The sequence below is a fragment of the Curtobacterium poinsettiae genome (assembly GCF_025677645.1).
In the GTDB taxonomy this organism is placed as follows: domain Bacteria; phylum Actinomycetota; class Actinomycetes; order Actinomycetales; family Microbacteriaceae; genus Curtobacterium; species Curtobacterium poinsettiae_A.
Window position 1 is genome coordinate 2002213 of record NZ_CP106879.1, and the last position, 20560, is coordinate 2022772.

Below are 20560 nucleotides of genomic sequence, written 5' to 3' on the forward strand. Positions count from 1 at the left end.
GGGAGGATCGCAGCCCCAGTTCGGGGTCGCCGGTACGTTCGGGTGATGACCGGAATCGAACACCGTCCCCTGGGCCCTTCGGGGCTCGTCGTCTCCACCGTCGGCCTCGGCTGCAACAACTTCGGGCGGCGGGGAACCGCGTCCGAGTCGCAGGAGGGCACCGACGCCGTCGTCGCCGCGGCACTCGACGCCGGGGTGACGCTCTTCGACACCGCTGACATCTACGGCGGCGTGCCGGGCATGTCCGAGGAGATGCTCGGACGCTCGATCCGCGGCCGACGTGACGAGATCGTCCTCGCCACGAAGTTCGGCATGGACATGCAGGGTGCGAACGGGCCGGACTGGGGCGTCCGCGGGTCCCGCCGGTACGTGCGGCTCGCGGTCGAGTCGTCGCTCCGCCGCCTCGGGACGGACTGGATCGACCTGTACCAGGTGCACCGGCCCGACGACGTGACGCCGATCGAGGAGACCCTGTCGGTCCTCGACGACCTGGTGCGCGAGGGCAAGATCCGGTACGTCGGGCACTCGAACTTCGCCGGCTGGCAGATCGCCGAGGCCGAGCTCACGGCGTCGATCGCCGGCACCACCGCGTTCGTGTCCGCGCAGAACGAGTACAGCCCGCTCGCCCGGGCTGCCGAGGCCGAGGTCCTGCCGGCCGTTCGGGCGTACGCGCTCGGGTTCCTGCCGTTCTTCCCGCTGTACAACGGGCTGCTCACCGGCAAGTACACGAAGGCGGGCGGCCCGGCCGACGGGCGGCTGACGACCTCGAAGCCGCAGGTGCTCGAGGACGCCCCGTGGGACGTGCTCGACGACTACCAGCGGTTCTGTGACCTCCGGGGCGTCACGATGCTGCAGGCGACGTTCGCGTGGCTCCTGGCGCAGCCGGGGCTGTCGAGCGTCATCGCGGGGGCGACGAAGCCGGAGCAGATCACGCAGAACGTCGAGGCCGGCACGACCTGGACGCCGACCGAGGACGACATCGCCGACATGACGACCATCTTCGACCGGGCCTGAGCACGCGGGGCCGCTTCGCGCCGGCTGGAGCCGTGGACTAGCGGGTCGCGGCGGCCAGGGCGTCGCGCAGCTCGGCAGCGGTCATCCGCGGGCCGTAGCCGGGGGTGTCCCGCTGGATGCGCCAGCCCTCGGCGAGCGGACCGGCGTCGACGACGTCGAAGCCGAACGCGTCGATGAGCTCGGTGACGGTCTGCTTGGCGGAGTCGTCGTCGCCGGCGATGACGAGGGCACGTCGGTCCGGGGTGCCGGCGGGCGTCGCGTGGCCGGTCAGGTCGTCGGCGCCGATGTGGTTGAACGCCTTCACGACACGGGCGCCGGGCAGGTGGTCCTGCAGCATCTCGGCGGTGGTCGTGGACTGGTCGTCGAGGGCGGCGATGTGGCCGTCGCGCTCCCAGTAGTAGTTGTTCGTGTCGATGACGACCTTGCCGACGAGGGGCTCGACGGGGATCGTCTCGATCGCGGCGAGCGGCACCGTCACGACGACGATCTCGCCCGCTGCTGCTGCCTCGTCGCGGGTCGCTGCGCGTGCGTCGTCGCCGAGTTCCGTGACCAGGTCGGTCAGGGTCTCCGGGCCGCGGGAGTTCGCGATGACGACCCGGTGGCCGTTCCGTACCGCGAGTCGTGCGAGCTGGGATCCGATGTTGCCGGCGCCGATGATTCCGATGGTTGTCATGGTGTCCCAGCAACGCTGCTCGACGTCGTGCATTCCCGGGGGCACGAACGCCTCGCCGAGAGCATGATGGCGGGCATGGACCACGAGTTCCGCGACGAGACCGACCAGGACCGCTACGCGATGTACGTCGACGGTGAGCTCGTGAGCGTGCTCGACTACCGCGTCAACGGTGACGCTGTTGCGTTCCCGCACACCTACACGGTCCCGAAGCACCGTGGCCACGGCTACGCGGCGCAACTCGTCGAGTACGCCGTCGCCGACGTCGAGTCGTCGACCACGAAGCGCATCGTCCCGATGTGCTGGTTCGTCGGCAAGTGGTTCGACGAACACCCCGAGAAAGCCGACCTGCTCAGCCGCGGCGCCGCGGACTGAGCACCGAACGAAGGGGCTCTCGTGCCCACCATCACCCCGTTCCTCTGGTACGACGACCAGGCCGAACAAGCGGCCGAGTACTACGTCGGACTGTTCCCCGACAGCCGCGTCGACAGCGTGAGCCGGATGCCCGACGGCCGTGCCCTGGTCGTCGAGTTCACGCTGCTCGGTGCGCCGTACCGCGCGATGAACGGCGGTCCCGGGCACCCGCACACCGACGCGGTCTCGTTCCAGATCGACGTGGACACGCAGGACGAGCTCGACCGTCTGTGGGACGCCCTGCTCGCCGACGGCGGGAGCCCGATGGCGTGCGGCTGGTTGACCGACCGCTGGGGTCTGGCGTGGCAGGTGACCCCGTCGATGCTGGGCGAGTTGATGAGCGGGTCGGGTGATCCGGAGGCCAACGCACGCGTGTTCGAGGCGATGATGCAGATGGTCAAGCTGGACATCCCCGCACTGCAGGCCGCGGCGGCCGGTCGCTGACCCCGGACCACGCGGAGCCGCCGGTAGTGTGACCGGACCAGGAGACCGCCGGCAGGCGCCGGCACAGACAGGCTGGAGCCACCATGGACCACCCGAGTTCGAGGGTCCGCAACAGCGACATCAGCCGGGCGTACACCGAGCTCGCCCGCATCACCCGTCGGGCGAGCATCCGCGCCCGTGGCTCGGACCAGGTGTTGAGCGTCGTCGACCAGTCCCTCGTCGACTTCGTCGTCCAGCACCCGGGCTGCATGGCCATCGACATCGCCCGCTACCTGCGGTTGAACCGTTCGACGATCTCGCGGCAACTGTCCGGGCTCCTCGCGGCCGGACTGGTGCGGACGACCGACGGCGGCAGCGGCAACGCGAAGCCGCTCGAGGCGACCGACGCCGGCCGAGCGGCCCTGGAGCGGTCGGTGCAGCTGCACCGCGACGCGCTCGAGGAACGGCTCGCCGACTGGTCGGACGACGACATCGCGCTGCTCGCCGGGCTGCTGGAGCGCCTCGGCGCGTCGGACGAGGCCGGGCTCCCGATGCCGGCACCCACCGAGCCGTGACGACGTCGTTCGTCCTGCTGTCCGACACGCACCTGCCGAAGCGCGCGAAGGACCTGCCGCCCGGGCTGTGGGCCGACGTCGACGCGGCCGACCTCGTGGTGCACGCGGGGGACTGGGTCGACCTGGCCACCCTCGACGCCGTGCAGGCGCGGTCCCGCCGGTTCGAGGGCGTGCGGGGCAACAACGACGGTCCGGAGTTCGACGACCGGCTGCCGCTCGTCGCCCGGTTCGGTGTCGAGGACCTGCGCTTCGCCCTGGTGCACGAGACCGGTGCCGCGACGGGTCGGGAGCGGCGGACGGACGCCGAGTACCCGGACACCGACGTGCTCGTCTTCGGCCACTCGCACATCCCGTGGGACACCGTGGCGCCGTCGGGGATGCGCCTGCTGAACCCCGGTTCGCCGACCGACCGACGTCGCCAGCCCGACCACACGTGGATGCGCGGCACGGTCAGCGGCGCCGAGCTGTCCGTCGAACTCGTGCGGCTGCCCCCGGTCGCCCGCTAGCCCCGGTCGCGTGCCTCCGTCGGCATCCGGAAGAACGCGAGCTCCCACTCCGCCGAACGCCGGAACGCCCGCGCCATCCGCCCGCGCTCGTCGGGCGTCGCGGCACGGGCCAGTTCCTCGACGAGCCGGGTCGCCTCGGCACTCGACGCCGCGAACCCCGGGTCCCCGTACGCCGTGATCCAGTCCGCGAAGGCGTGCCCGTCCGGAGCGACCCCGAGCTGCGACCCGACCCAGGCGTAGACCCGGAAGCAGGGCAGCACCGCGGCGGCGAGCACCGCACGGGAGCCGGAGTCGGCGGCCTCCTGCAGGTGTGCGAGGTACCCGGAGCACGTGGGGTGCACGGGATCGTCGGCGTGCGAGCCGGCCAGCCGACGGTGGTGCAGGTCGCGCGCCTCGTCGGCACACCCCTGCGCTGCCGCCGCCCAGAACGCAGCTGCATCGCCAGCAACGCCAGCGCCGGAACCGGCATCGGCATCGGCGCAACCGACCCCGAGCGCCGCCAGGTGCCGCTCGTACGCCCGCAGGTAGTGGACGTCCTGCGCCAGGTACCCCGCGAACACCTCCGGTTCGAGCGTCCCGTCGCGGAGCCCCACCAGGAACGCGCAGCCGATCGTCTCGTCCAGCACCGACGCCGCATCCGCCCACCACACGTCCGTGTAGGACAGCCCGGGCAGGGCCGCCCGTGCCTGCGCGCCGTGGTCGACCGGGCCGTTGCCGGTCCCGACCGACAGCGCATCCGCTCCGCGCAGCGCCGCCGTCAGCCACTCCTTCGCCACCCCGACCGCGAGGTCCCAGTCGCCGAGCCGCGCGGCGAGCGTCGCGATCGCACTGGAGAGCGAGCACCCGGTGCCGTGGGTGTTCGTCGTCGCGACCCGGGGGCCGGTGAACACCCGCACGGTGCCGTCCGGTGCCACGAGCACGTCGTCGGAGGTCGGCCCCTCGTCGTGGCCGCCCTTCGCCAGCACCAGGACGTCCCACCGCGCCGCCACGGCACGCGCGGCATCCAGCGACGAGGCCGACGTCGATGCAGACGAACCGGGACCAGCCGCGCCCGACCCGGCCAGCTCCGCCAGCACCACGAGCTCGGCCCGGTTCGGCGTCACCAGGTCGGCGAGCGCGAACAGCGCCCCCATGGCCGACGCAGCGTCCTCGTCGAGCAGCCGGTCCCCGCTCGTCGCCACCATCACCGGGTCGACGACGACCACCGGCGGCCGGTGCTCCCGCAGCCAGTCCGTCACGACGCGCACGACGCCGGCGGTGCCCAGCATCCCGATCTTCACCGCGTCGACCACGACGTCGTCCGACACCGCGTCGAGCTGCTCCCGCAGGAACCCGACGTCCGGCACGTGCACCGACCGCACCCCGTGCGTGTTCTGTGCGACGAGCGCCGTCACGACCCCCATCCCGTACCCGTCGTGCGCGGCGATCGCCTTGAGGTCCGCCTGCATCCCGGCGCCGCCCGTCGGGTCGGTCCCGGCGATGCTCAGCACCCGTGGGACGCTCATGCGTCCGCCCCGTGGTACGTGGAGGCCGGGAGGACCGGATCACCTTCTGCGAGCCCCCTCACCTCCGTCCCGTGGTCGGGTCCAGGGCCCCACGCGGCCACGTACGCCGCCGCGGCGGACCCGGGGTCGGCTGCGGCACAGATGCCCGAGACGATCGCGACCCCCGCGGCACCGGCCGCCCGGAGCGGCACGACGTCGTCGAGGGTCACCCCACCGATCGCCACGCACGGCACGTCGGTCGCGGCGGCCAACCGGGCGAACCCGTCGTGACCCAGAGCCGGCGGGTGGTCGGCCTTCGTCGCCGTGGGGTGCACGACCCCGACGCCGAGCAGGTCCACGGTGCCGCGCGGGAGTCGTTCGACGGCCGCCAGGTGCGCGAGCGTGTTCGCGGTGAGGCCCACGTGTGCGTCCGCTCCGAGCAGGGCACGGGCGGCCGTGACGGGGACGTCGGACTGGCCGAGGTGCACGCCCGCGACCCGGTGTCCCGCCTGCCGTGCGGCGAGGACGACGTCGAGCCGATCGTCGACCACCACCCTCGCGCGGTCCCCGACGGCGTCGGCGACCGCGGCCGTCAGGGCGAGCAGGTCACGCGCCGAGGCGTCCTTGTCCCGCACCTGCACGATCCGCACCCCGGCATGGACGGCGGCGCGGACGACCCCGAGCACCCCGATGCCGTGCCGGTCGGCCAGGGCACCGTCGGTCACCAGGTAGACGCCGAACCCGACGGACCGCAGCCCGCTCATGCCGACACCGCCCGGGCATCGACAGGAGCGGTCTCGACCGTGATCCGGGCCTCGCGGACGACGTCCTCCGGGGTCAGCGACGCCAGCCGGTCGAGGAACAGCGGCTGGAAGGTCCCCGGTCCGCCGGCGTCCCGTGCCGCCAGCTCGGCGGCGATCGTGTGCACCGCGGTGGCGGCGACGGCAGCGGCACCCGCGTCCTCCGGCGCGACGGACGTGAACGCGGCGACGACCGCGCCGAGCGCGCACCCGCCACCGGTGATCCGCGTCAACAGGTCGGTGCCGTTCGCCACCCGGACCACACCGATGCCGGGCGCGACCAGCAGGTCGACCGCACCCGACACGGCCACCGCGTCCACGAGCCTCCCGTCCGACGCAGCGACGGACGCGACCCGGGCGCCGTCCGTGCCCACCGTGCTGTCGACCCCGCGGCCACCGGCCGAGTCACCGAGCAGGGCGAGCACCTCGGACGCGTTGCCGCGCAGCACCGTCGGGTGCAGCGCGAGCAGGTCGCGCGCCAGCGCGGTCCGCACCGGCAGCGAGCCGACGGCCACCGGGTCGAGGACCCACGGGGTGCCCGCGTCACGGGCCGCGTGCACGGCCTCGAGCGCGGCGACCCGCGGTTCGGCGTGCGGGGTGCCGGTGTTCACCAGCAGGGCATCCGCGACGCGGGCGAACGGCCCCGCCTCGGTCGCCACGTCGACCATCGCGGGCGAGGCCCCGAGTGCGAGCAGCACGTTCGCCGTGACGTTCTGCACGACGGTGTTCGTGATGCACTGCACCAGCGGGGCCCGGGCACGCACGGCCTCGAGCAGTTCGGCGGTTCGACGGGCCCAGGCAGGGGAGGGCGCAGCGTTCTCCATGGACGATCCCTTCGCGAGTACGAGCTCGAGCAGGTTCGACGGGTGTGATCTCAGCCGCTGGATGCGGCACCCCGTGTCTCGAGCGACACCGTACACGACGCCCGGTGACCACTTCGAGGCCCGCTCCGGGCACCGTGTGCCAGGGTTGAACCGTGCCAGATGCAACGCCCCCCGGGCCCCCGCCCGGCCCCCGCGACCCCGGCGACGCCTGGGCGGTCGGCCCCGACGGCACCAAGGCGTGGGGACGCTTCGGCGCCGCCGGCCTGCTCGTCGACGACGGCACCGGCCGCGTGCTCCTGCAGCACCGCGTCGAGTGGAGCCACCACGGCGGCACCTGGGGCATCCCCGGCGGCGCACGGCACCAGGGCGAAGCAGCGGTGACCGCCGCCCTCCGCGAATCCGCCGAAGAGGCCGGTGTGCCCGACGACGCGATCGCCCTGCGCCACACCGCCCTGCTCGACCTGGGGTTCTGGACCTACACGACCGTCGTGGGGCGCGCCTCCCGACCCTTCGAACCCGTCATCGCCGACCGCGAGAGCCTCGCCCTGTCGTGGATCCCGATCGACCAGGTCGACGACCTGCCCCTGCACCCCGGGTTCGGCAGGTCGTGGCCGGCGCTCCGCGCCACGGTCGCGACCACGCCGCACGTCGTCGTCGACGCGGCGAACGTCGTCGGCAGCGTGCCCGACGGCTGGTGGAAGGACCGAGCCGGCGCCGCATCGCGCCTGCTGGCGCAGGTGTCGGCGCTCGCCGCGGGCGGGGTGTCCGCGTCGTTGCTCGACCTGCCGTTCGCACGGTGGTGGCCGCGGTGGACCGTGGTGCTCGAGGGGGAGGCCCGGGCCGCTGCGGACGTGGGCGGTGCTGGTGGAGGCGGCGGCGCGGACCGCGGTGCCGCCACTGGCGCCGTGGACATCGTCCGTGCTCCGGCCTCCGGCGACGACGCCGTCGTCGAGTCCGCGCGGGCCGCGGTGCAGGCCGGCGACGGGCCGGTCGTCGTCGTGACGGCCGACCGCGAGCTCCGCGACCGCGCCGAGGCCCTCGGTGCGGTCGTCCGCGGGCCGTCCTGGTTGCGCGACCAGCTCTGAGGCACGCTCGGCAGCGAGGACCCGCGCGCCGTGTTCCGGATGGTCGCCGAGCGGCCGTCGATCGCTGCCGGTACGCTGGCCCTCCGTCAACGGAGACGCAACACGCAGGAGGTTCCCCTTGGAGCGCATCACCAGGGCCGACGACCGAGTCCACCGCCCCGCCGGGCCGTGGACCCCCACGGTGCACCGGCTGCTCGCCCACCTGCACGAGCAGGGGTTCGTCGCAGCCCCCGAACCGATCGCCCTCGGCGACACCCTCGAGACGGTCTCGTTCGTCCCGGGCGTCGCTGGTGAGTACCCCTGGACCGAGGACATCGCCAGTGAGGCAGCCCTCGTGACCAGTGCACGCCTGCTCCGCCAGTTCCACGACGCCGCCGCGAGCTTTCCGCGCAGCGCCACCGACGACCTCTGGTCGCAGGCCGACCGTGCCCCGGTCGAGACGATCGTGCACGGCGACTTCGCCCCGTACAACTGCGTCTACGACGGCATCGCCGCCGTCGGCCTGATCGACTTCGACACCGCACACCCCGGGCCCCGCGTCTGGGACGTCGCGAGTGCCGTCTACCGGTTCGCGCCGTTCACCACCGGCGCTGTCGAGGGATCGACCGCTCGCGCCCTCGACGAGCGGCTGGCGCGGGCTGCCGAGTTCTGCCGTGCCTACGCGCTCGACGAGCGCTCCCGCAGTGTCCTGGCCGAGACGATGATCGCGTCACTCGTCGCGCTCGTCACGACGATCGAGCACGAGGCCGCCGCCGGCAACCCCAAGTTCGTCAGCGACCTGCAGCACGGTCACGCCGACCTGTACCGCGCCGACGTCGCCTACCTCGAGCAGCACGCCGACGCCGTCACCGCCGCCGTCGCGTGACCACCAGCCCCGCGCGGCTCCGCACGGCGCGGTTCGCGGCGCAGGGCATCGCGGCGCCGGGGCTGCGCCCCGCCGAAGCAGTCGAGCGGATGCTGGCGGTGCAGGGGCAGGACCTCGGCCAGGTGCTCTGGGCCACCGGGGTCCGCGCTCCGGGATCGACGCGGGACGACGTCCGCGCCGCATTCGACCGCGGGGAGCTCGTCCGCTCGTGGCCGATGCGCGGCACCCTGCACGCCCTGTGCCCCGACGACCTCCGCCTGCTGCTCTCGCTCACCGCCGAACGGACGCTCCGCACGATCGCCCGACGCGCCGCCGAGCTCGGCATCGACGACGCCCTGCTCGGCCAGGCCCGTGACGCGACGATCGCGGCCCTGGTCGGTGGTCGAGCGCTGGTCCGTGACGACCTGTTCGCGGCGTACCGCGCTGCCGGCATCGACCCGTCCGGAGGTCGCGGCTACCACCTGGTCCTGCAGCTCGCGCAGGAGGGCCTCGTCGCGTGGGGCCCCACCGCCCGCGTCGGGCAGGGGCTCGTGCTGCTCGACGAGTGGGCACCCGCCGCCGGTGCGTTGCCGGACCGCGACGAAGCCCTCCGCCGGGTCCTGCTCGGGTACCTGCGTGGCCGTGGCCCAGCGACCGAGGTCGACGCCGCGAGCTGGACGAAACTGCCGCTCGGTGACCTCCGCCGGGCCCGGGCCGCGGCTGGGGACGCGGTCGAGGACCTCGGCGACGGACTCCTCGACCTCGCCGACCGGCCGGCATCCGCCCGCCCGGCAGCCGCGCGCGTCCCCACCGGGCACCTGCTCCCCGGCTTCGACGAGTACCTGCTCGGGTACGCCGACCGGTCGGCGCAGCTCGACCCCGCTCACGCCGACCGGGTCGTCCCCGGCGCCAACGGCATGTTCCTGCCGATGGCCGTCGTCCGGGGGCGCGTCGTCGGCACGTGGAAGCGCACCGAGCGTCGGGCCGGGCACCTCGTCACCGTCACACCCTTCGGTGCCGTCGACGCGTCGGCCGTCCGTGCGCTCGAGGCAGCGGCCGCGCGGTACGCGGGGTTCCTCGGCGCGCCCGTCGCGACCACGGTGGTCTGACACGACGACCTGCGGGCCGCGCGCTGCACCGGCCCTCTCGCACCGGCACGGCCACCCCGCCGCTGGCGGAACCGGCGGCACGGGCCCAGACCGTACCCAGCAACCATGCGGCGGACTCCGACACTGCCTCCGGTAATGTCGCAGGGCCATGACGGACAGCCCGGCCGACGCCACCCCCTACGAAGTCCTCGGCGTCCCCGCGACGGCTGATGACGAAGCGCTCCGCCGCGCCTACCGGCGGGCCGCCCGCGAGACCCACCCCGACCTCGGCGGCGACGCCCAGCGCTTCCGGCAGGTCCAGCTCGCGTGGGAGCGCATCGGCACGCCGGCAGCCCGGCGCGCGTACGACGTCGGGTTCCGCGCGTCCGGCGTGTCCGGTCCGTCCGCGGCGGCCGCCGGCAGGGGTGACACCGGTCGCGACGCCTACGCACCCCCGGCAGCGCGTCGCGACACCCGCCCCCGGGCCCGGTCCCACGGACACCCCGGCGGTCGGTCGCGCGAGGTCTTCCTGCAGGCCGAACGCGAGTGGGTCGGGCTCGGCGACCCCATCGAGGACCCCTACGACCCCACGCTCATCCGCTCCGCGCCGCGGCACATCCGACGCCTGCTCGCCGAGGCCCTGGCCGAAGAGACCACTGCCTCGATCGTCTCCGACATGGGGATCGGTGTCACCGTGTGGCACGACCTCGACGCCGGGGCCGAGGGCAAGCTCGACCACGCCGTCCTGACCCCGAGCGGACTCTGGGCCGTCGAGTCCATCGACTGGGGCGCTCCGGTCCGCATCGAGCACGGCGAGATCGTCGGCGAGACGCTCGCGCCGGGGGAGCGACCCGTCAAGGAACTCGTCCGCGCCGCCCGTGCCGTGCAGAAGCAGACCCGGGTGCGGTTCTCCGGGCGGCTGCTCGTCGTGCCGGACGCCGCCGTCACCGAGGACGTGCAGCTCGTCGGCTCCCCGAAGAAGCCCACCGCGCTCGTCGTCCGCCGGAGCGCGCTCGCCCAGGTGCTGAACGGCGTCTGGTCGCCGGCCGGTTCCGTCGACGTGTTCGAGATCCGCGACCGCCTGCAGCAGACCGTCCGCTTCGTCTGACGCCTGACGCCTGACGCTCGACCCCGCGCTCGGACCGCCACCGTCCGATGCGTCGTACGATCACGGCATGCGCGAAGAGGTCGTCGTCGTGGTCGGCGGGTGGGAGCATGACTGCTGCGGGCCCGCGTACGAACGGGAGACCACGGCGGCGTTCACCGCGTACGGCAGGACGCCGAGGTTCGCCGAGTCCCGGCACCACGACGACCCGTTCGGCATCACGGTGTTCCGCGGTCGGGTGGCCGACCTGTTCGTGGTCGCCGAGGACGGCACCCGAATCCCCGTCCACCGCATACCGTCCGGTCGTGCGCTGGGCGGTTCCGACCCGGACGACGACGGGCACCTCGAGGCCCCGTGGACCGGAGAACGGATCGAGATCGAGTCCGACACGTTCGAGATCGTGGTCGATGTCCACGTGCCAGGGTCCGGGTCTGGGCGCGCGAAGCGTCAGTAGCCGCGGAGCTTCTCGAGGTCGCGGCGCTCCCGCTTGCTCGGCCGTCCGGCGCCGCGCTCGCGCATCGGCACGAACCCGGCCTCTTCCTTCGACAGCCGCGGCGGGGTCTTGTCCTCGAAGTGCTTCGCGGCCTCGGGGGCGCTCGTCCGCTTCAGGATGATGCCGGTCACCACGACGATGCGGTCGAAGCCGTTCTGGCGCACCCGCACCTCGTCACCGGGGCCGATCGGCTGCGCCGGCTTCGCCCGCTCCCCGTTCACCCGGACGTGCCCGGCCTTGCACGCGGCAGTTGCGGCCGACCGGGTCTTGGTGATCCGGACGGCCCAGATCCAGCTGTCGACCCGGGCCTTCTCCATGCCGACACTCTAGGCGGCCCGTACCCTGGGGCGGTGCATGCGGACGAACAGGCGGCGATCGCCCGGGCCCGTGCGCTCGGGGTGCTGCACGACGCCGCGATCGGGGACCGCCTGGTGGTCCGGGCGCACCACGGGGACGGCGCGCAGGACGCCCTCGGCGACCTGGTCGCCCGGACGCCCGACTCCGTGACGATCGCCACCCGCCGCGGCCCGGTCGAGGTCCGGCTCGCCGACGTCGTCGCCGCGAAGCCCGTACCGCCGCCCCCGCCCGCGCGGCACTGACGCGCTCGGCTCGTCTGGTGCGAGGTGCCGTCCTCCGTGCGACCGCTCGTGGGTCGCACGGAGGACGGCACCTCGCACCACTCGCTCAGCGCCTCGCACGGTGCGAGCCCACCCCGGCGAGCCGCAGGCCCCCGCGCCCCGCTCCCGACATACGCTCATCCCATGGCAGTCCCCGTCCCGCTCGGCACCGAGGACCGCACCGCCCGCCTGACCCTCCGCCGCCCGGACTCCTGGCGCCGCGAGGACTCAGCCCAGGCGGACCTGCGCGTCACCGGCGACGACGTCGTCCTCACCGTCCGATCCCGTCCCAGCGACCGCGCGATCGGCGACGAGAACACCGGCCTGCTCGAACGGTTGCCCGGCTCGGTCGAGGGCCTGCTGCTCGTCGGCTGCGACCCGTGGACGAGCGCCGGCGCCCCGGCCCGGTTGGTCGAGTACGTCCGGCCCGACGAGCACGGCGACGTCGCGGGCACCCACCTGCTCTTCGTCACCGGTCGGCACCGCGTCGACCTGACGATCGAACGCCCGCTCGCCCGGCTGCTCGAGACCGACGACCTCGTGCTCGCCGTCCTCGAGACCGTCCGCGCCACCGAGACGGTCCCGGTCCGCCCCGAGCGTGACCTCGAGCCCCTGCCGGCCCCCGCCCCGACGACACCGCTCGAGGGTCCCCGGCTCAGCGCGGACGCGATCGGCACCCTGCAGAGCCTCGCCGGACGCCGGTGGAACCCCACGCTGCTCCGCACCGCGGCGGGCCGCGAACTCATCGAGGCGGGCCTCGTCGGCCGGCTCGGCACCCTGCCGGAGTCGACCCAGACCCTCCTCGAACCCTGGCAGGGCGATGCCCAGCCGGTCACGCTGGAACAGCACCTGCCCGACGGAGGCGAGTCGCGCCTCCAGGCCTGGTCGCAGACCGTCGTCGACGGGACCGACGCGGCGGGTGCCGTGGTCGCGTCCGTCACGCCGGACCGGGCCGTCGCGCTGCTGGCCGGGAGGCTCGGCATCGGTCCGACGTGGACCTTCCCGTTCCGCACGGGGTCGCTCCCAGGGCACCTGCTCGGCCGCAGGCTGGCCGGCGGCCCGGACGCCCCGGACCTGCCGGAGGCCCTCGCCGAAGCGGACCCGCGCCTCGCGCGGTTCTGGGCTGCGCCGTGGACCGTCTCGTACCTGCGTCGACCGGGCAAGCCGAAGCCGATCACGATCGTGCGGGCCGAGGGACACGGGTTCGCGCGCGTGGGCACGACGAAGGCTGGGGAGACCGCCTTCCGGACGGACTCCCCGGCCAACGTCTACCGGTCGGTGGTGCGGGCGCTGCTGGGCTGAGCGTGCCCGGGTTCTCCCGCTACGCGGCGGGGCCGGCGGTCAGGGTGACGGTGACGGTCTTGGTGGCGCCGGTGCTGTCGGTGTAGCGGACACTGACCTCGTCACCCACCGAGTGCGACTGGACGACCTCGGTCAGCTGGTCCGAGCTCGTGACCGCGGTGCCGTCGATGCTCGTGATCGTGTCCCCGGCGGCCAGGCCGGCGCTCGCGGCGCCGGACCCCTCGACCGTGCCGGCGACGGCGACGCCGCCGGTGGTGGTGCCGGTGGTGTTGCTGACCTCGACCCCGAGGAACGCGGGCAACCCGATGGTGATCGTGCTCGAGGACTCCCCGGCGAGGATCTTCTCGGCGATGGTCTTCGCGGTGGTGATCGGGATGGCGTAGCCGGTGACGTCGGTCGTGCCCGAGGACGCCGCCGTGGCCATGCCGACGACCTCGCCCTCGCTGTCGAGCACCGGTCCGCCGGAGTCACCGGAGACGATGTCCGCCGAGATCTCGATGAGTCCGGTCAGGGACTCGGTGCCGGTGCCGGACTCGCTCTGCACCTGGATGTCCTGGTCGGTCGCGGTGACGGTACCCTCGGCGGCGACGAGGTTGCCGGTGCCCTCGGCGTTGCCGACGTCCTTCACGGTGTCACCGGTGCTCGGCTCGCCGTCGTCGTCGAGCGTGACCGTGGACAGCCCCGAGGCGTCCTCGAGCTTCAGGACGGCGACGTCGTTCGTGGCGTCGGCCCCGACCACGTCGGCCTTGTACTCCTTGCCGGTGGTCTCGTCGGTGACGGTGATGCTCGTCGCGCCCTGGATCACGTGGTTGTTCGTCAGGATCGTGCCGTCGGAGGTCAGGACCATGCCGGTGCCGGCCGCCTGCGACGACTCGTCGTAGTTCAGGACGGTGTTGATGGTCACGACGCCCTTCTTGTCGGCCGCCGTCGCCGCGGTGGCGGGGGACTGGGTCGTGCCGGTGCCGGTGCCGGTGCTGCCGTTGCCGCTGGTGCCGCTGCCGTCGCCGGGCACCGTGAAGCCGTTCGTCCCGTCGCTGCTGCCGGTGCCGCCGGTGCCGTCGGTGCCGGATCCGGTGCCGGGCAGCGTGGTGGTGCCCTGCGACTGGCTCGACGTCGTGGTCGTCCCCTGCGAGGACAGGCCGAGGGCGGTTCCGCCCGCCGCGCCGACGATGGCGAGTGCGGCGATCCCGGAGCCGATCACCAGCCCGAGCCGGCGCGGGCGCTTCGTCGTGCCGAGGTGGTTCGCGGTCGCCGCCGAGTAGGCCCAGGCGTGGTTGGCGCCGGCGAGGGCGGGGCTGCCGATCAGGTACGGGCCGCGGCCGTCCGGCGTGTAGGCGTAGGGGCCGGAGCCGTCCGGTCCGTAGAGGTAGGGACCCGAGCCGTCGAACGCGTACGCCGGACGCAGGGAGGCCGGGTCGGCGTGCGGCGCCTCCCAGTGCGTCCCGGGGGCCTGCTGCTGCGCGGCGGGGGTGCCGTCCTCGTCGTGGTCGGCGGCTGCGGGGTTCGGGGTCTCGTTCATCGGTGCTCTCCGGTCGTCCCTCGACGGCCCGGTCGGGCGTCGATGGGAACCAGTACAGAGCGCCTCCCCATGACGAGCCTATGAACGAACCCTGCGCACGCTCCGGGCTTGCTCGGGGGACGCCGAGTGGGGCTCCGGCGTTAGGGTGGCCTTACTTCCATGCCTCCGTCGACGTCCACGCCTCCGGCTCCCAGCTCCGTCCCCCGACTCGTCGGTGCGACCGTGCTGGCGGTCGTCGTCCTCGCCGTGGCCTGCGCGCTGTCGATCGCGTACGGCTCGCGGCCGATCCCGCTCGGCACCGTCCTCGACACGGTGCTGCACCCCGGTCGGAGCGACGAGGTCGGGCTCATCGTGCTCGGCAACCGCGTGCCCCGCACCGTCGTCGGACTGCTCGCCGGAGCCGCGCTCGGAGTGGCCGGGGCGGTCATGCAGGGCGTGACGCGGAACCCGCTCGCCGACCCGAGCGTCCTCGGCATCAACTCTGGTGCGACCCTGGCCGTGGTGGCCGGGATCGCGGTCTTCGGGGTGAGCGGCACGGCCGCCTACCTGCCCTTCGCGTTCGTCGGGGCCGCCCTCGCCGCACTGCTCGTGTACGGGATCGCGACCGTCGCCCGGCGCGGCCTCTCACCCGTCGGACTCGCTCTCGCCGGAGCCGTGGTCGCCGCGGCGCTGTCGTCGGTCACCACCGCGGTGCTCGTGACCGACCAGAGCCTGCTCGACCAGTTGCGGTTCTGGCAGGTCGGTGCCCTCGCCGGCAAGGACCTCGGCACGGCGGGGATCATCACGGCGCCGGTGCTCGTCGGGCTGGTGATCGCGTTCGGTCTCGGTCGGTCGCTCAACACCCTCGCGCTCGGGGACGAACTCGCGGCGTCGCTCGGGCAGCGGGTCGTGCTCGTCCGCGCCGTGGGTGGCCTGGTCGCGGTGCTGCTGGCCGGGTCCGCCGTGGCCGCCGCAGGCCCGATCGCCTTCGTCGGGCTCGCCGTGCCGCACGCGGTCCGCCGCCTGAGCGGCCCGGACCACCGCTGGACCATCCTGCTGTCGGCGATCGTCGCCCCCGCACTGCTGCTCGTCGCCGACGTCATCGGTCGCGTCGTGGCGTACCCGGGGGAGCTGCAGGTCGGCATCGTGACGGCGTTGATCGGGGCGCCGGTGTTCATCGCGCTCGTGCGGTCGAGGGCGGTGCGGGGACTGTGAGGCAGTCGTTCGGCTCCGGGCGTCCCCGGTCTGGCGGTCTGCGCCGCTCGGCCGGGCTCTGCCGTGAGGTCGCGGTGCTCGTCGCCGTGGTGGCGGTCATCGTGGTGCTCGTCCTGGTCGGGCTCGGCGCCGGGTCGATCCCGCTCACCCCGGGGCAGGTGCTCGCCGCCCTGTTCGGCCAGGGGGACCGGATCTCGGACTTCGTCATCGGGCAGCTCCGCGGGCCGCGGGTGCTCGGTGCCGTCCTCGTCGGCGCCAGCCTCGGCGTCGCCGGTGCCATCGTGCAGAGCGTCGTGCGGAACCCGATCGCGAGCCCCGACGTCATCGGCATCACCTCGGGGGCCAGCGCCGCCGGACTCACCGCCATCGTGCTGTTCGGTGCCAGCGGCGGCACCCTCTTCTCGGTCGTGCTCGTCGGCGCCGTGGCGGTCTCGATCGTCATCGCCGGGCTCGCCTGGCGACGGGGGATCACCGGCAACCGGGTGATCCTCGTCGGGATCGGCGTCGCGGCGATCTGCCTGAGCATCACCGGCTGGATGCTCACGAGCGGCACCGTCACCCAGGCGGGCACCGCGCTGCTCTGGCTCTCCGGCAGCCTGAACGCCGTCGACCGCGACCTGGTCGGGGTCCTCGGCGTCGCGTTCGCCGTGCTCGGCGTGCTCGCGCTGCTGCAGTCCGCCCGCCTCCAGGTGCTGAGCCTCGGGGACGAGGTCGCCGCCGCGCTCGGACTCCGACCGGACCGGGCGAAGGTGCTCCTGCTCCTCACTGCCGTGTGCCTGACCGCCGCAGCCGTGGCCACCGCGGGGCCCGTGTCGTTCGTGGCGCTGATGTCCGCACCGATCGCCCGACGCCTGGTCGGCGGCGGACGGGTGGCACTCTTGCCGGCCGCCGCCGTCGGTGCCGCGATCACGCTCGGCAGCGACCTGCTGGCACAGTTCGCGATCCCCGGCAACGCGCTGCCCGTGGGCGTCGTGACGGGCGTCGTGGGGGCGCCGTACCTGCTCTGGTTGCTCGCGCGGGGACGGTGACGTCGGGTCGGACGGGTCGCTGACAGCGCTCGGGCGTTCGCGGATCGCGGAAGTCGTTCCACAGTCCCAGATCGGGGCTGCCGCTCGGGCCGTCGTTTCCGATACGCTGGTGGGCCAAGAGGAGGAGGTCCACCGATGCCAGATCCAGTGGTCCCGCAGCCGGGCGGTCAGAAGACCCCGGAGCAGCGGCTGGTCGACACCACGCTGACCTTCAGCATGGACATGGGCGCGGCGCTCACCGCCGAGTCCGGTGTCTCGACCGAAGAACGTGAAGCCGTCAACGCCCTGCCCTCCGGGTCGGCGTTGCTCGTGGTCCGTCGCGGCCCCAACGTGGGTGCGCGGTTCCTCCTCGACTCCGACGTCACGACGGCCGGTCGGCACCCCGACGCCGACATCTTCCTCGACGACGTCACCGTGTCGCGCAAGCACGCGCAGTTCCTGCGCCACGGCACGAGCTTCAGTGTGAAGGACAACGGCTCGCTGAACGGCACGTACTTCGACGGTGTCCGCATCGACGAAGCGCTGCTCACCGACGGGGCCGAGGTCCAGGTCGGCAAGTTCCGCCTGACGTTCTACGCATCTCGGGTCGACCTGGCGCGCCTGGCGAACGCGTAGTGGCCGCACGGTCCGCTGCGGCCCGGGCGGGGTCCGCGGCGCCGGACCTGCTCACCATCGGGCAGGTCCTCGCTCGCCTCAAGCCCGAGTTCCCGGACCTGTCGAGCTCCAAGCTGCGGTTCCTCGAAGAGCGCGAGCTCGTCACGCCGATCCGCACGGCCAGCGGGTACCGCAAGTTCTCCGCTGCCGACCTCGAGCGGCTCCGGGTGATCCTCGGACTGCAGCGTGACCACTACCTGCCGCTCAAGGTCATCAAGGAGTACCTCGCCGACCTCGATGCCGGGCGCGAGCCGGTCCTCCCCGGCGGAGGCGACGCGCCGAAGCCGTCGATCCTCGGTCGCGAACGCCGGTACACCCGCGACGAAACGGTCCGGGCAGCCGGCGCCTCACCGATGCTCCTCGCCGACGCGGTCTCGGCCTCGCTGCTCCCGGCCACCGACACCTACGGCGACGACGGCGTCTCCGTGCTGAAGGCCCTGGTCGAACTGCAGCGCACGGGTATCGAGCCGCGACACCTCCGAACGCTGCGCAGTACCGCCGAGCGCGAGGTCGGTCTCATCGAGTCCGCCCTCATGCCGGTCTCCCGCCGGGGTGACGCGACCTCGCGTGCGAAGGCCACGGAGCTCGCACGCGAGATCGCCGGGCACCTCGAGATCATCCGGTCGAACCTCATCCGCCAGGCCATCGGTCGTCTCGACGCATGACACCGTCCGGTGCTCCGACAGGGGTTGTGTGTCAGTGGCCGAGGCGTATCCTCGACACGCCGGACGCGCCGGGTCGGATGTCCCGCGCGGGAGCGGTCGGAGTCGCTACCGTGGACCTCGGAACAACTCTCAACCCGTCGTTGAAGCTTCGGGTGGGAGCTCGATCGTCGTGGAAGGCAAGCTCATGAGTGGGAACGACACCCCTGGCACCGAGTCTGATGTGACCCGGTACGACCTCGGGCTGCTCTTCACCGATGGTCTGCCCGAGCACGACGAGCAGAACGGCTACCGCGGCACCGTCGCCGCACGTGCAGCCGGCATTTCGTACCGACAGCTCGACTACTGGGCCCGCACCGAGCTCGTGCAGCCGACGATCCGCGGGGCCGCTGGCTCCGGATCGCAGCGCCTGTACGGGTTCCGCGACATCCTCGTGCTCAAGCTCGTGAAGCGCCTGCTCGACACCGGCATCTCGCTGCAGCAGATCCGCACCGCGGTCAACCAGCTCCGGGAGTCCGGCGTCTCCGACCTGGCGCAGACCACACTGATGTCCGACGGCGCTTCGGTGTACCTGTGCACCTCCGACGACGAGGTCATCGACCTCGTGTCCCGCGGCCAGGGTGTCTTCGGCATCGCGGTCGGCAAGGTCCTGCGCGAGGTCGAGAGCTCCCTGGTCGAGCTCGACGCCACCGCCGCGGCCGACCCCTCCGACGAGCTCGCCGCTCGTCGGGCTTCCCGCGCTTCCTGACGAGGTTCTCGTCCCGCGGCTCGCCAGCGCGGTCACGAACCGTCGCCCGCGTGTCGCCGAGTGGTCACGAACTGTCGGCTGCGCGGCCGCTGGCCGACAGTTGGTGACCGCTCGGCGGACGTGAGCGGCATGTCGTGACCGCTGGGCGAGCCGGAGTCGGGCGTGTCTGGCGGGGCTGGGGTGGGCCTCCTGGCAGCCGCCGTGTGGTCACGAACCGTCGCCTGCGTGTCGTCGAGTGGTCACGAACTGTCGCCTGTGCGGCCGCTGGCCGACAGTTGGTGACCGCTCGGCGGACGTGAGCGGCATGTCGTGACCGCTGGGCGATCTGGAGTCGGGCGTGTCTGCCGGGACCGTGGTGGGCCTCCTGGCAGTCGCCGTGTGGTCACGAACCGCCGTGGGCGTGTCGCCGAGTGGTCACGATCTGTCGGCTGCGCGGCCGTCGGCCGACAAGTTGGTGACCGCTCGGCGGACGTGAGCGGCATGTCGTGACCGGTGGGCGAGCTGGAGTCAGGCGTGTCTGGCGGGGCCGGGGTGGGCCTCCTGGCAGCCGCCGTGTGGTCACGAACCGTCGCCTGCGTGTCGCCGAGTGGCCACGAACTGTCGGCTGCGCGGCCGCCGGCCGACAGTTGGTGACCGCTCGGCGGAAGTGAGCGGCATGTCGTGACCGCTGGACCGCAACGACCTACGCGGCGCCGCCCTCGGCGTACGGACCGATCTTGCCGGTGCGCATGATGCGCTCGAGCAGCTGGTCGAAGTTCTTCGCCATCTCCTGCGCGGACTCACCGGGCCAGACGTGCAGCGGCTTCGCGGCACCCTGCGCCTGCTGCAGCGACGTGCGCTCCGGCAGCTGCGGGGAGAGCACGAGCGGGCCGAACATGTCCCGGAGCTCCTTGATGCGGAACTGGTGCTCGAGCGACTGCACCCGGGCACGGTTCACGATGATGCCGAGCGGCTGCAGGCGCGGGGAGAGTCCGCGGCGGATCTCCTCGATCGCCCGCAGCGCACGGTCGGCGGCGGCGACGGAGAACAGGCCGGGCTCGGTGACGACGGTGACGCGGTCGGACGCGGCCCACGCGGTGCGCGTCAGGGCGTTCAGCGACGGCGCGCAGTCGATGAGGACGAGCTCGTAGTCCTGCTCGACGTTGGCCAGGGCCTCTTCGAGCTTCCAGATGTCGCGGATCGACGGGTGCGGCCCGTCGAAGTTGATGGCGGAGGGCGACCCGACCATGACGTCGATCTTGCCCTGCGACCCCTTCGTCCAGCCCGAGGGGGCGATCGCCTGACGGACGATCTTCTCCTTCGGGTTCTCGAGGACATCGGCGACGTTGAGGTGGCCGGCGAGGTTGATGTCGAGGCCCGTGGAGACGTCGGACTGCGGGTCCAGATCCACCACCAGCGTGCGCAGTCCCTTGGCGAACGCGGCCGAGGTCAGGCCGAGCGTCACCGTCGTCTTGCCGACACCACCCTTGAGGGAGCTCACGCTGAGTACATGCACGTTGAGCAACGTTACC

At 73.2% G+C, this 20560-nt stretch carries 24 protein-coding genes and 1 riboswitch; of the genes, 17 read left to right on the top strand and 7 right to left on the bottom strand.

Going from position 1 to position 20560, the window contains the following annotated elements:
• Positions 1 to 45 precede the first annotated feature (45 nt).
• On the top strand, positions 46 to 1014 hold the full coding sequence (locus tag OE229_RS09610; protein WP_262137678.1) for an aldo/keto reductase: 969 nt from the start codon (positions 46 to 48) through the stop codon (positions 1012 to 1014).
• Between the two features lie 37 nt (positions 1015 to 1051).
• On the opposite strand, the gene OE229_RS09615 is transcribed toward OE229_RS09610, so the two are convergent.
• On the bottom strand, positions 1052 to 1687 hold the full coding sequence (locus OE229_RS09615) for an NADPH-dependent F420 reductase (RefSeq protein ID WP_182065527.1): 636 nt from the start codon (positions 1685 to 1687) through the stop codon (positions 1052 to 1054).
• A gap of 75 nt (positions 1688 to 1762) precedes the next feature.
• On the opposite strand from OE229_RS09615, the gene OE229_RS09620 reads away from it, so the two are divergent.
• The 4 genes from OE229_RS09620 (at position 1763) to OE229_RS09635 (ending at position 3602) form a co-directional block, all read left to right on the top strand.
• Positions 1763 to 2059, top strand: coding sequence for a GNAT family N-acetyltransferase (locus tag OE229_RS09620; protein ID WP_209134762.1), 297 nt, complete (start codon positions 1763 to 1765; stop codon positions 2057 to 2059).
• 21 nt (positions 2060 to 2080) lie between these two features.
• Positions 2081 to 2542, top strand: a complete 462-nt coding sequence (locus tag OE229_RS09625) for a VOC family protein (protein ID WP_071247264.1) — start codon at positions 2081 to 2083, stop codon at positions 2540 to 2542.
• 83 nt (positions 2543 to 2625) lie between these two features.
• The gene (locus OE229_RS09630) at positions 2626 to 3096 is read left to right on the top strand and encodes a MarR family winged helix-turn-helix transcriptional regulator (protein WP_259577497.1); all 471 of its coding nucleotides are present in this window, start codon (positions 2626 to 2628) and stop codon (positions 3094 to 3096) included.
• On the top strand, positions 3093 to 3602 hold the full coding sequence (locus OE229_RS09635; RefSeq protein ID WP_182065521.1) for a metallophosphoesterase family protein: 510 nt from the start codon (positions 3093 to 3095) through the stop codon (positions 3600 to 3602). The genes OE229_RS09630 and OE229_RS09635 overlap by 4 nt, the downstream gene beginning before the upstream one ends.
• Here OE229_RS09635 and thiD read toward each other — a convergent pair.
• From thiD to thiM, 3 genes are all read right to left on the bottom strand, one after another.
• Entirely contained in the window at positions 3599 to 5107 is a 1509-nt protein-coding gene (thiD, locus tag OE229_RS09640) for a bifunctional hydroxymethylpyrimidine kinase/phosphomethylpyrimidine kinase (RefSeq protein WP_262137683.1), read from the bottom strand. The genes OE229_RS09635 and thiD overlap by 4 nt on opposite strands.
• Positions 5104 to 5850, bottom strand: a complete 747-nt coding sequence (locus OE229_RS09645; RefSeq protein ID WP_262137685.1) for a thiamine phosphate synthase — start codon at positions 5848 to 5850, stop codon at positions 5104 to 5106. The genes thiD and OE229_RS09645 overlap by 4 nt, the downstream gene beginning before the upstream one ends.
• On the bottom strand, positions 5847 to 6710 hold the full coding sequence (gene thiM, locus OE229_RS09650; protein WP_262137687.1) for a hydroxyethylthiazole kinase: 864 nt from the start codon (positions 6708 to 6710) through the stop codon (positions 5847 to 5849). Before thiM ends, OE229_RS09645 begins: the two co-directional genes overlap by 4 nt.
• Positions 6699 to 6794, bottom strand: a riboswitch (TPP riboswitch). (Overlaps the previous gene by 12 nt.)
• Positions 6795 to 6862: 68 nt before the next feature.
• Here thiM and OE229_RS09655 point away from each other — a divergent pair.
• The 5 genes from OE229_RS09655 (at position 6863) to OE229_RS09675 (ending at position 11286) form a co-directional block, all read left to right on the top strand.
• Positions 6863 to 7795 carry an NUDIX domain-containing protein gene (locus OE229_RS09655; RefSeq protein WP_262137689.1) on the top strand — a complete coding sequence of 311 codons (933 nt, stop codon included), beginning with the start codon at positions 6863 to 6865 and terminating at the stop codon, positions 7793 to 7795.
• Positions 7796 to 7913: 118 nt separating this feature from the next.
• A complete protein-coding gene (locus tag OE229_RS09660; protein WP_259577502.1) occupies positions 7914 to 8660 on the top strand; it encodes a phosphotransferase enzyme family protein in 747 nt (248 codons plus the stop codon).
• Entirely contained in the window at positions 8657 to 9748 is a 1092-nt protein-coding gene (locus OE229_RS09665; RefSeq protein WP_262137691.1) for a winged helix DNA-binding domain-containing protein, read from the top strand. Before OE229_RS09660 ends, OE229_RS09665 begins: the two co-directional genes overlap by 4 nt.
• Before the next feature lie 148 nt (positions 9749 to 9896).
• On the top strand, positions 9897 to 10835 hold the full coding sequence (locus OE229_RS09670) for a J domain-containing protein (protein WP_262137693.1): 939 nt from the start codon (positions 9897 to 9899) through the stop codon (positions 10833 to 10835).
• Between the two features lie 67 nt (positions 10836 to 10902).
• On the top strand, positions 10903 to 11286 hold the full coding sequence (locus OE229_RS09675; protein WP_262137695.1) for a hypothetical protein: 384 nt from the start codon (positions 10903 to 10905) through the stop codon (positions 11284 to 11286).
• Here OE229_RS09675 and OE229_RS09680 read toward each other — a convergent pair.
• On the bottom strand, positions 11280 to 11642 hold the full coding sequence (locus tag OE229_RS09680; protein ID WP_110860116.1) for an RNA-binding S4 domain-containing protein: 363 nt from the start codon (positions 11640 to 11642) through the stop codon (positions 11280 to 11282). The two genes, OE229_RS09675 and OE229_RS09680, sit on opposite strands and share 7 nt — an antisense overlap.
• A gap of 33 nt (positions 11643 to 11675) precedes the next feature.
• Here OE229_RS09680 and OE229_RS09685 point away from each other — a divergent pair, with 33 nt between their 5' ends.
• Together OE229_RS09685 and OE229_RS09690 are read left to right on the top strand one after the other, a co-directional pair.
• Positions 11676 to 11924: a hypothetical protein gene (locus OE229_RS09685; RefSeq protein WP_262137698.1), complete on the top strand. Its 249-nt coding sequence runs from the start codon at positions 11676 to 11678 to the stop codon at positions 11922 to 11924.
• Positions 11925 to 12086: 162 nt separating this feature from the next.
• Complete coding sequence (locus tag OE229_RS09690; protein ID WP_262137701.1) at positions 12087 to 13244, top strand: hypothetical protein; 1158 nt, start codon at positions 12087 to 12089, stop codon at positions 13242 to 13244.
• Between the two features lie 19 nt (positions 13245 to 13263).
• On the opposite strand, the gene OE229_RS09695 is transcribed toward OE229_RS09690, so the two are convergent.
• On the bottom strand, positions 13264 to 14763 hold the full coding sequence (locus OE229_RS09695; protein WP_262137704.1) for a S1C family serine protease: 1500 nt from the start codon (positions 14761 to 14763) through the stop codon (positions 13264 to 13266).
• A 159-nt stretch (positions 14764 to 14922) separates the two neighbouring features.
• On the opposite strand from OE229_RS09695, the gene OE229_RS09700 reads away from it, so the two are divergent.
• From OE229_RS09700 to OE229_RS09720, 5 genes are all read left to right on the top strand, one after another.
• Positions 14923 to 15957 carry a FecCD family ABC transporter permease gene (locus OE229_RS09700; RefSeq protein ID WP_182065503.1) on the top strand — a complete coding sequence of 345 codons (1035 nt, stop codon included), beginning with the start codon at positions 14923 to 14925 and terminating at the stop codon, positions 15955 to 15957.
• On the top strand, positions 15954 to 16985 hold the full coding sequence (locus OE229_RS09705) for a FecCD family ABC transporter permease (protein ID WP_262137706.1): 1032 nt from the start codon (positions 15954 to 15956) through the stop codon (positions 16983 to 16985). Before OE229_RS09700 ends, OE229_RS09705 begins: the two co-directional genes overlap by 4 nt.
• A 135-nt stretch (positions 16986 to 17120) precedes the next feature.
• On the top strand, positions 17121 to 17600 hold the full coding sequence (locus tag OE229_RS09710) for an FHA domain-containing protein (protein ID WP_051596676.1): 480 nt from the start codon (positions 17121 to 17123) through the stop codon (positions 17598 to 17600).
• A complete protein-coding gene (gene ftsR, locus OE229_RS09715) occupies positions 17600 to 18304 on the top strand; it encodes a transcriptional regulator FtsR (RefSeq protein WP_027465230.1) in 705 nt (234 codons plus the stop codon). Before OE229_RS09710 ends, ftsR begins: the two co-directional genes overlap by 1 nt.
• Positions 18305 to 18488: 184 nt before the next feature.
• Positions 18489 to 19049 carry a MerR family transcriptional regulator gene (locus tag OE229_RS09720; RefSeq protein WP_027465231.1) on the top strand — a complete coding sequence of 187 codons (561 nt, stop codon included), beginning with the start codon at positions 18489 to 18491 and terminating at the stop codon, positions 19047 to 19049.
• A gap of 682 nt (positions 19050 to 19731) precedes the next feature.
• Here OE229_RS09720 and OE229_RS09725 read toward each other — a convergent pair.
• Positions 19732 to 20544 (bottom strand): ParA family protein, encoded by an 813-nt coding sequence (locus OE229_RS09725; RefSeq protein ID WP_027465232.1) that lies wholly within the window; start codon positions 20542 to 20544, stop codon positions 19732 to 19734.
• Positions 20545 to 20560: the final 16 nt, after the last annotated feature.

Coding starts and splice junctions, on each gene's coding strand:
- OE229_RS09610 (WP_262137678.1), top strand. CDS start 46: ATGACCGGAATCGAACACCGTCCCCTGGGCCCTTCGGGGCTCGTCGTC.
- OE229_RS09615 (WP_182065527.1), bottom strand. CDS start 1,687: ATGACAACCATCGGAATCATCGGCGCCGGCAACATCGGATCCCAGCTC.
- OE229_RS09620 (WP_209134762.1), top strand. CDS start 1,763: ATGGACCACGAGTTCCGCGACGAGACCGACCAGGACCGCTACGCGATG.
- OE229_RS09630 (WP_259577497.1), top strand. CDS start 2,626: ATGGACCACCCGAGTTCGAGGGTCCGCAACAGCGACATCAGCCGGGCG.
- thiD (WP_262137683.1), bottom strand. CDS start 5,107: ATGAGCGTCCCACGGGTGCTGAGCATCGCCGGGACCGACCCGACGGGC.
- OE229_RS09645 (WP_262137685.1), bottom strand. CDS start 5,850: ATGAGCGGGCTGCGGTCCGTCGGGTTCGGCGTCTACCTGGTGACCGAC.
- thiM (WP_262137687.1), bottom strand. CDS start 6,710: ATGGAGAACGCTGCGCCCTCCCCTGCCTGGGCCCGTCGAACCGCCGAA.
- OE229_RS09670 (WP_262137693.1), top strand. CDS start 9,897: ATGACGGACAGCCCGGCCGACGCCACCCCCTACGAAGTCCTCGGCGTC.
- OE229_RS09675 (WP_262137695.1), top strand. CDS start 10,903: ATGCGCGAAGAGGTCGTCGTCGTGGTCGGCGGGTGGGAGCATGACTGC.
- OE229_RS09680 (WP_110860116.1), bottom strand. CDS start 11,642: ATGGAGAAGGCCCGGGTCGACAGCTGGATCTGGGCCGTCCGGATCACC.
- OE229_RS09690 (WP_262137701.1), top strand. CDS start 12,087: ATGGCAGTCCCCGTCCCGCTCGGCACCGAGGACCGCACCGCCCGCCTG.
- OE229_RS09695 (WP_262137704.1), bottom strand. CDS start 14,763: ATGAACGAGACCCCGAACCCCGCAGCCGCCGACCACGACGAGGACGGC.
- OE229_RS09700 (WP_182065503.1), top strand. CDS start 14,923: ATGCCTCCGTCGACGTCCACGCCTCCGGCTCCCAGCTCCGTCCCCCGA.
- OE229_RS09710 (WP_051596676.1), top strand. CDS start 17,121: ATGCCAGATCCAGTGGTCCCGCAGCCGGGCGGTCAGAAGACCCCGGAG.
- OE229_RS09720 (WP_027465231.1), top strand. CDS start 18,489: ATGAGTGGGAACGACACCCCTGGCACCGAGTCTGATGTGACCCGGTAC.